The sequence below is a fragment of the Kitasatospora sp. MBT63 genome (assembly GCF_000710465.2).
GTDB lineage: Bacteria > Actinomycetota > Actinomycetes > Streptomycetales > Streptomycetaceae > Kitasatospora.
In genome coordinates, this window is sequence record NZ_JAIZ01000783.1 from 1 (window position 1) to 772 (window position 772).

Annotated in this window: 1 protein-coding gene; it reads left to right on the plus strand. The window is 75.4% G+C overall.

Annotated features, from left to right (window positions below; genetic code table 11):
- Positions 1–302 precede the first annotated feature (302 nt).
- On the plus strand, positions 303–772 hold a 470-nt coding region (locus AA75_RS40725; RefSeq protein WP_033825542.1), incomplete at its 3' end, for a cellulose binding domain-containing protein.

Genomic DNA, 772 nt, shown 5'->3' on the forward strand with positions numbered 1-772 from the left:
GCCGCGCCGGCCGCGCCGCCGGGCCGGGCGGTTCGCGGGCGCGGCGCGCCGCCAGGGGTGAGAAGGCCCGCAGTGACCCGCAGGTGGGCGAAGCCCGCAGTGACCCGCCCGCGGGCCCGCAGGCGCCGGAGGGCGGGGGCGGAGCGCGGGGGCCGATTCCGAGGCTGTTCCTTAAGCCGGCCCTAAGCCAGTGCTACCCCTCCCTCAGCTGCCCGATTCGTCCCTTCCGTGCTCGCTAGCGTCTGCGGCGCCGGGGTCCGCACCCCGGGTACGACGGTCACTCTCCCGGAGGTACGCCGACCATGACGAGCCAGCCCACCCGCCGCACCGGACACCGCCGCCGCAGCCGCAAGGGCACCCTGATCGGCGCCTCGGCCGTCGCCGCCGCGATCGTCGCGGGCGGCGTCGTCGCCCTCGCCTCCACCGCCAGCGCGGCCTCGGTCGGCGCCGTCTACAGCCGCACCAGCACCTGGGACAGCGGCTACACCGGCCAGTACGTGATCAACAACCCCGGCACCGCCGCGATCGACGGCTGGACCCTCAGCTTCGACCTGCCCGAGGGCGCCACCGTCTCCTCGCTCTGGAACGCAGGCTTCACCGTGGCCGGCCGCCACGTCACCGTGAAGCCCGAGGACTGGAGCAAGCGGATCGAGCCCGGCCGCACGGTCGACGTCGGCTTCGTCGTCCAGGGCTCCGGCGCCGCCCAGGCCGAGCCCGGCAACTGTCTGATCAACAACGTCTCCTGCACCGCCGGCAACGGCCCCGCCCCCAC